The organism is Stenotrophomonas sp. 05L44_2, assembly GCF_056665995.1.
The window spans coordinates 1-6,391 of sequence record NZ_JBFTNR010000330.1 but is presented as its reverse complement, the minus strand read 5'-3'; the positions used below and the strand labels follow the sequence as shown (position 1 = coordinate 6,391).

Below are 6,391 nucleotides of genomic sequence, written 5' to 3'. Positions count from 1 at the left end.
GCGCAGCCCGTTGCGATCAAGGTCTGCAACCCGGTGCGCTGGACTGTCATCGCGCACCRGATAGGTGCCTTCGATCTCCACATACGGCGCGCTGAAGGCAATGCGGTCGGCACGTGCCGGGTCCACCGCCAGGAAGGCCAGATCCCATGCATCGTCGCTCGCCGCTRCAACCACCGATGCGGCCGCGTCGTGGCAACTGAAGCGTGCCTGCACACCCAGCCGCTGTGCCAGCGCGGTGGCCAGTTCCACCGACGGCCCACGCGGTGAATTGGCGTCGCCCTGGGCCAGCACCGGGTTGCCCAGGTTGATGGCAACGCGCAGGTGGCCCAACGGGGCCAGGGCATGACGGTGATCGGCCAGGGACATGGGCGCTTCCAGTACGATGGCAGGCTGTCCAGCATRCCAGTCGGGGCCGTATCGTGCAGTGCACAGGGCTGCGATGCTGCCTTTCATCAACCTGCACGCCGAGCACGATCACCATGAATCCCATCCTGCATGTTGAAGTTCCGGTCGCCGATCTCGAACGCGCCGTGATGTTCTACGAGCACTGGCTGCAGGTACGCATCGAAGCGCCGATCGACCTGCATGACTGCCGGATGGCCTACCTGTCGTTCAACGACGACGCCGCAGGTGCCAGCATGGCGCTGGTGCACGGCACCGACTACGTGCCGTCGGAGCAGGGCCCGCGCATCTACCTGGGCGTGGACGATGTGGATCGGAGCCTGCAGCGTGCCCTGCAGGCCGGCGCGGTGCTGTGCTTTGGCCCGGCCGTGGCGGGTGGCTGGCGGGTAGCCGAGATCCGCGACAGCGAGGGCAACCGGATTGCTCTGCAGGCACCCGTCAACCCATAGCCGCAAGCACAGCAGCCGAGCATTGCGCGGCGCTACACGGATGTGGCCTGTGATCGCTGCAGCCAGTCGGCGATGGCCGGATCCAACCGCGGATCGTCGGGGAGGCGCATGCCGAAGCCCTGCTGCAGCACCTCACGCACGTCCTGCACATCCCGCAGCGGGCGCTTGGCCGGCGCCTGGCCCGGGCGGTATTCGGTGTAGTTGCCGCTGCCGATGGTGCGTCGCCAATCCGGCCCGGTCAGTGATGCACGCAGCTGGCCGGGAAAGCTCGACYGCGGATGCGTGCACACGTACCAGTTGCCTACCTCGTTGTCGATCGGCGCCGGTGGCTGCAGGTCGAAGCGGTACAGCGCCCGCCAGTCATCCCCCGCCTCGGCGGCGAGCATGAAGTCGCCATCATCCAGCGTCTGCACGCGGTAACGCTCGTGCGGTGTGTCCTGCACTGCGGTCTCGTGCAGGCGCAGCGGTACGGTCGGGGTCAGGCTGCCGAAGCCGGTATCGACCAGCCAATCCTCTTCCTGCAGACGCACCCGCAGGAGCAGATGCGTACACGCAGTCAGCTCGCCCTCGGTGGCCGACAGCAGCACGCGTGCACTCAGTGGCTGCGCATCGAAGCCCAAGGCCTGCAGCAGCGCCAGGAACGCGCCATTGAGTTCGAAGCAGTAACCGCCGCGCTGCGCGTGCAGCAGCTTGTGCTGGACGCTGTCCAGGTCGATTGCCACCGCGTCGCGCAGCAGGCTGGTCAGGGTCTCGAACGGCAGCAGGGCGTTGTGGCGCTGCTGCAGCAGGGTCAGCCCGGCCAGGGTGAGCGGGGGCGGGGCATCCAGCTGCAGGCGCTGCAGGTAGCGGGGGACGTCGATGGGCATGGCAGGCATCACGGGCGGGGGGCTCCACTGTGATACCGCAACCGGGGTTGAGGTCAAGCGCATCCCGCCGGTGTCATCCCCCGGTCGTCTGCGGCCGGTACAACAGCGACAACTGCCCGCCGCTCGTAGCAGGAATCAATCCGGGGCTAAAGTTCTGCTGCAACCAGTCGATAAAGGTGCGTCCTTCCGCCTGGAGTCTGTCATGTCGGCCGTCGTTCCCCACCTTCGGTCCCTGCGTAGCCGCGTTGCCGGCTTGCGTTCCCGTTTCCCTGGCCTGCTGCGCTGGTTGCAGCCCCATCGGCTGAGCGTCGCCGACAAGCTCAAGGCGACCCTGCTGGTCTGCAGCCTGGGCCTGGTGGCCATTGCCGCCGTCCATGCCTGGACCAGCCATGCGAGCAAGCAGGCGGCGCGCGATCAGGCCAGCTACCAGCACGGCAGTGACCGCGTCGCTTCGCTGGCAGCGCGGGTGGCCGAGGCCCGGCGCCTGCAGACCCAGTATGCGCGAAGTTTCGACGATGCCGACCGCAGCCAGTTGCTGGCCACGCAACGGATGTTGAAGCAGGATCTGCAGGCGTTGCGTGCAATGCCGATGGATGCGGGTCGGCGCAAGGTGCTGCAGGCGATGACTGAAGCCGTCGACGCATTCTCACAGGGCATCGCCGCGTTGTTCGAGCGGGTGGATGAGATGGGGCGCGGCGACGCAGGCCTGGCCGCGCAGCTGCAGCAGTCCGCCGACGCACTGCAGGCACAGGTGGACGCGCTGGAGCGCCCTGCGCTTTCCCTGCATGTGCAGCGGATGYGGCGGCAGGAAGCGCTGCTGCTGCTCGATGGCGATTCCACCCACGCCGATCGTGCCAGCGAAGAAAAGCTGCCCTTCGATCTGGCATTGGCGGGCCTGCCAGCCGAGGTGCAGGAGCAGGTGCGCATGGGCATGGAGGCCTACCAGGCCGCGCTGCTGGGCTATACCGCCGCGCGTGTCGGCCTGGACGTGGAAGCACAGTCGCTGCTCGAGACGGCGGCAGCCGTGGGCCCGGCACTGGCCGCATTCCAGCAGGCGCAAAGTGTGGCCCTGGCCCAGGCGCAGCTTCGTCAGCAGTCGGGTGCACGGATGGCCAGCGTGCTGTTTGTGGCCACTCTGCTGCTGGTGGCCGGTGTGCTGATCACCAGCCTGGTGCTGGTCGTCCGCGCGGTGCGTCGACCGATCCAGGACACCCTGCGTTTCGCTGGCGATATCGCCGATGATCGGCTCGACACCACGCTGCGCGTGCACAACGCCAACGATGAGATCGGTCAGCTTGCGCAGTGCCTGGTCGACATGCAGCAACGCCTGCGTGCGCGGATCGAAACCGAGCGCGCGGTTGCGCGCGGCAATACGCGCGTGCGGCAGGCGCTGGACAGCGCGCAGACCGGCTTGATGGTGGTCGACGCGGAAGGGCAGGTGGCCTACGCCAATCCAGCGCTGCTGCAGCTGCTGGATCTTCCCGCAGAGACGTTGCTTGGCAGCGACGCGGTCCGCCTGCACCCGGTACTGGCGGGGCTGATTGGTGTCCGTCAGCGCGAAGAGCGCGAGATCGGCCACGCCGGCACCCGCTACCAGCTGATCGCCAACGCCATCGTCGAGGACGACCACTTCCTCGGCRTGGCAGTGGAATGGCGCAGCCGCGCGCTGGAGACACTGCTGGAAACCGAAGTGGCGGCACTGGTCGACGCGGCGGCGCATGGCGAGCTGCAGGGGCGCATCGTACTGGAGGGCAAGCAGGGCTTCGTGCGCACGCTGTCGACCAGCATCAATCGCCTGCTGTCCACCTTCGAGGCCAACCTCGGCGATCTGCAGGCGCTGCTGGCCGCACTGGCACGCGGCGACCTGAGCGTGCGCCTGGAGGGCGACCTGCAGGGCGTGTTCGCCCGCATGCGTGACGATGCCAACGCCACCGTCGCGCAGCTGGGCCACATCGTCACCCGCATCCAGCAGGCCACCGTCCGCCTGGATGTGGGGGTGGGTGAAATCGTTGCCGGCCATCACGATCTTTCCCAGCGCACGGAACAGCAGGCCGCCAACCTGGAAGAAACCGCTGCATCGATGCATGAACTGACCGATACCGTCGGCCGCAACGCCGATGCGACGGAGCGCGCCGATGGACTGGTACGTGAGGCCGCCCGGGTTGCCGAGCGCGGCGGCACCGCGGTCGGCCAGGTGGTGGCCACCATGCAGGGCATCAGCAACGCATCGCGGCGCATCGGCGACATCATCCAGCTGATCGATGGCATCGCTTTCCAGACCAATATCCTTGCCCTCAACGCGGCAGTGGAGGCCGCGCGTGCAGGCGAGCAGGGCCGAAGCTTCGCGGTGGTGGCGGCCGAAGTGCGCTTGCTGGCCCAGCGCAGTGCTGATGCCGCCAAGCAGATCAAGGGGCTGATCGAGGATTCGGTGACGCGGGTCGACCAGGGCAGTACGCAGGCCGAGCAGGCGGGTACGACGATGGACGAGATCGTCAGCAGCGTGCAGCAGTTGGCCGGCCTGCTGGCCGGTATCCGCAGTGCCTCGCACGACCAGCATGCGGGCATTGCCCAGGTAAACCAGACCGTCGTACAGATGGAGGCCAGCACGCAGCGCAATGCGAGCCTGGTGGAAGAGGCCGGCGCGTCGACTGCGCAGATGCAGACCCAGGTGCGTGCGCTGGCCGAAGCGGTGGCCGCGTTCCGGCTGCAGCCCGAGCGCCGGTCACGGGCGGCGGCGTGATGGCCTGATCGCCTTCGCCAGGCATGGCCCGGCGCTACCGTTGAAACCCNGGGTAGCGCCGGGCCATGCCCGGCGAACGGATTCAATACACGTCGCGCCGGTAGCGCCCGTTCTCCAGCAGCAGTTCCACCCTTTCATCGCCCAGTGCCTCGCGCAGCACCTGGTCCACGCCTTCGGCCATGCCGTGCAGCGATCCACACACATGGATCACTGCACCCCGTGCCAACCACGCCTGCAGTTCATCTGTCGCAGCGCGCAATCGATGCTGTACGTAGCTGCCATCGTCCACATCACGCGAATAGGCCTGATCCAAGCGCAGCAGGTGCCCGTCAGCCTGCCACTGGATGATCTCGTCGGCGAACAGGAAATCGTGCGCGCGCTGACGCTCGCCGAACAGCAGCCAGTGACCGTGCTCGCCCCGGTGCGCGGCTTCGCGCAGCAGGCTGCGCAGGCCGGCGATGCCCGTGCCGTTGCCGATCAGCAGCATCGGCGCGCCCGGCTGCCGATGGAAGCCCGGGTTGCGATGCACGCGGGCGGCTATCGCACCGTCCAGCGGCGCATGCAGGGCCAGCCAGCCCGAGCCCAGTCCTGCGCGACCTGCTGCGTCGTGGACCAACCGCACCACCAGCTCCACTTCGCCATCGGCGGCGCATGAGGCGATGGAGTACTCACGCCCAGGCAGTGACGGCAGGCCCGACAACCACAGGCCTGCATCCTGCACCTGCAACGCACGGCCGGGTTCGGGCAGCACGCGTTCGCTGGCCAGTTCCAGCAGGGTCTTCGCAACGCCATCGATCAGCTGTGGCTGCTGGGGATCCAGGCCATGCGCGCGCAGTACCGCGCTGGCATGCATCGCGTCGTGGCGGGGCGCGATGTGCAGGATGTCGCCGGCCTGCCAATCGACATCGGCCGGCGGTGCCAGGCGGATCTTCCAGATCTGGCCGCCGACGCTGCCAGCGTTGAGCAGGGTGCGGCCGAGCAGGCGCCAGCCGTGCATCACTGTGGCGGCCGGCAACACGCTGTCGTCGGTGTCGATGCCAGTCAGTGCGGTCAGCTGCAGCTGCCACTGGCGCAGCGCCACCACCGAAGCAGCATCGACGTCGATGCGGGCGAACAAGGGTTGCGCGCCCGAGCGCGTCAACCAGTCGTCGATCTGCACGCCGAACCCGCAGAACTGCGCGTACTGGTGATCACCCAGCGCGAGCATGCCGTAACGCAGCCCGGAAAGGTCCGGACGCTGTGCCAGCAACTGGCGCGTGCTGCGCCGTGCGTTGTCCGGTGGTTCGCCATCACCGAAGGTGCTGAGCACGAACAGCGCTTGCGTGGTGGCCTGCAGCTGCGCGGCAGCCACGCGCGCAAGCGGCAGTACCTGCACCGCGTGGCCGGCCGCCTGCAGCTGTGCCGCCGCACGCCAGGCCAACTGTTCGGCCAGGCCGCTCTGGCTGGCATGCACCACCAGCCACGGCGTGCCCGCGGCATGGGGTGCTGCTGCCGGCACGGTCTGCCGCAGCGCGCGGGCGGCACGCTGGCCGCGGCGGCGGTCCAGGTACAACAGCCAGCCGGTAACGAAGAACAGGCACATGCCCAGGCTGCTGAGCATCACCACGATGCGCCCGGGCATGCCGAAGAAGCTGCCCGAGTGCAGGGCGAACATGCTGGTGGTGAGCTGGCCGCCGGCACCCTGGCGCGCGTAGGGGCGCGCGTCGAGGACCGCGCCGGTGGCCGGGTCGAGCTGCAGCAGGTCATGCGCGCGGTCGTGATGGCCGCCCCGTTGTGCGGGATCCGCCGACATCACCCGTACGTTGAGCGCTTGACCGGGCTTCTCCGGCAGGCGCAGGTCGATGAAGCCCTGGCGCACGCCGGGCAGTGCATACAGCGTGGCCTCGACCTTGTGCAGATCCAGGGGCAGATCCGTGGCGACCTTGTGCTTGGCG

The 6,391-nt window shown here is 68.2% G+C and carries 5 protein-coding genes; 2 read left to right on the top strand and 3 right to left on the bottom strand.

What is annotated here, in order from left to right:
- Positions 1-366, bottom strand: a 366-nt coding sequence (locus AC1VAN_RS12660; protein WP_480985911.1) for a transporter substrate-binding domain-containing protein, incomplete at its 3' end; no start/stop codon positions are given.
- Positions 367-479: 113 nt separating this feature from the next.
- Between AC1VAN_RS12660 and AC1VAN_RS12655 the strand changes: the two genes are divergently transcribed.
- Complete coding sequence (locus AC1VAN_RS12655) at positions 480-851, top strand: VOC family protein (protein ID WP_442252199.1); 372 nt, start codon at positions 480-482, stop codon at positions 849-851.
- 32 nt (positions 852-883) lie between these two features.
- Here the strand turns inward: AC1VAN_RS12655 and AC1VAN_RS12650 are convergent, their stop codons facing one another.
- Complete coding sequence (locus AC1VAN_RS12650) at positions 884-1,717, bottom strand: arylamine N-acetyltransferase family protein (RefSeq protein WP_480985910.1); 834 nt, start codon at positions 1,715-1,717, stop codon at positions 884-886.
- Positions 1,718-1,919: 202 nt separating this feature from the next.
- On the opposite strand from AC1VAN_RS12650, the gene AC1VAN_RS12645 reads away from it, so the two are divergent.
- The gene (locus tag AC1VAN_RS12645) at positions 1,920-4,457 is read left to right on the top strand and encodes a methyl-accepting chemotaxis protein (protein ID WP_480985909.1); all 2,538 of its coding nucleotides are present in this window, start codon (positions 1,920-1,922) and stop codon (positions 4,455-4,457) included.
- A gap of 82 nt (positions 4,458-4,539) precedes the next feature.
- On the opposite strand, the gene AC1VAN_RS12640 is transcribed toward AC1VAN_RS12645, so the two are convergent.
- The coding region (locus AC1VAN_RS12640) for a sulfite reductase subunit alpha (RefSeq protein WP_480985908.1) at positions 4,540-6,391 on the bottom strand (1,852 nt) is incomplete at its 5' end.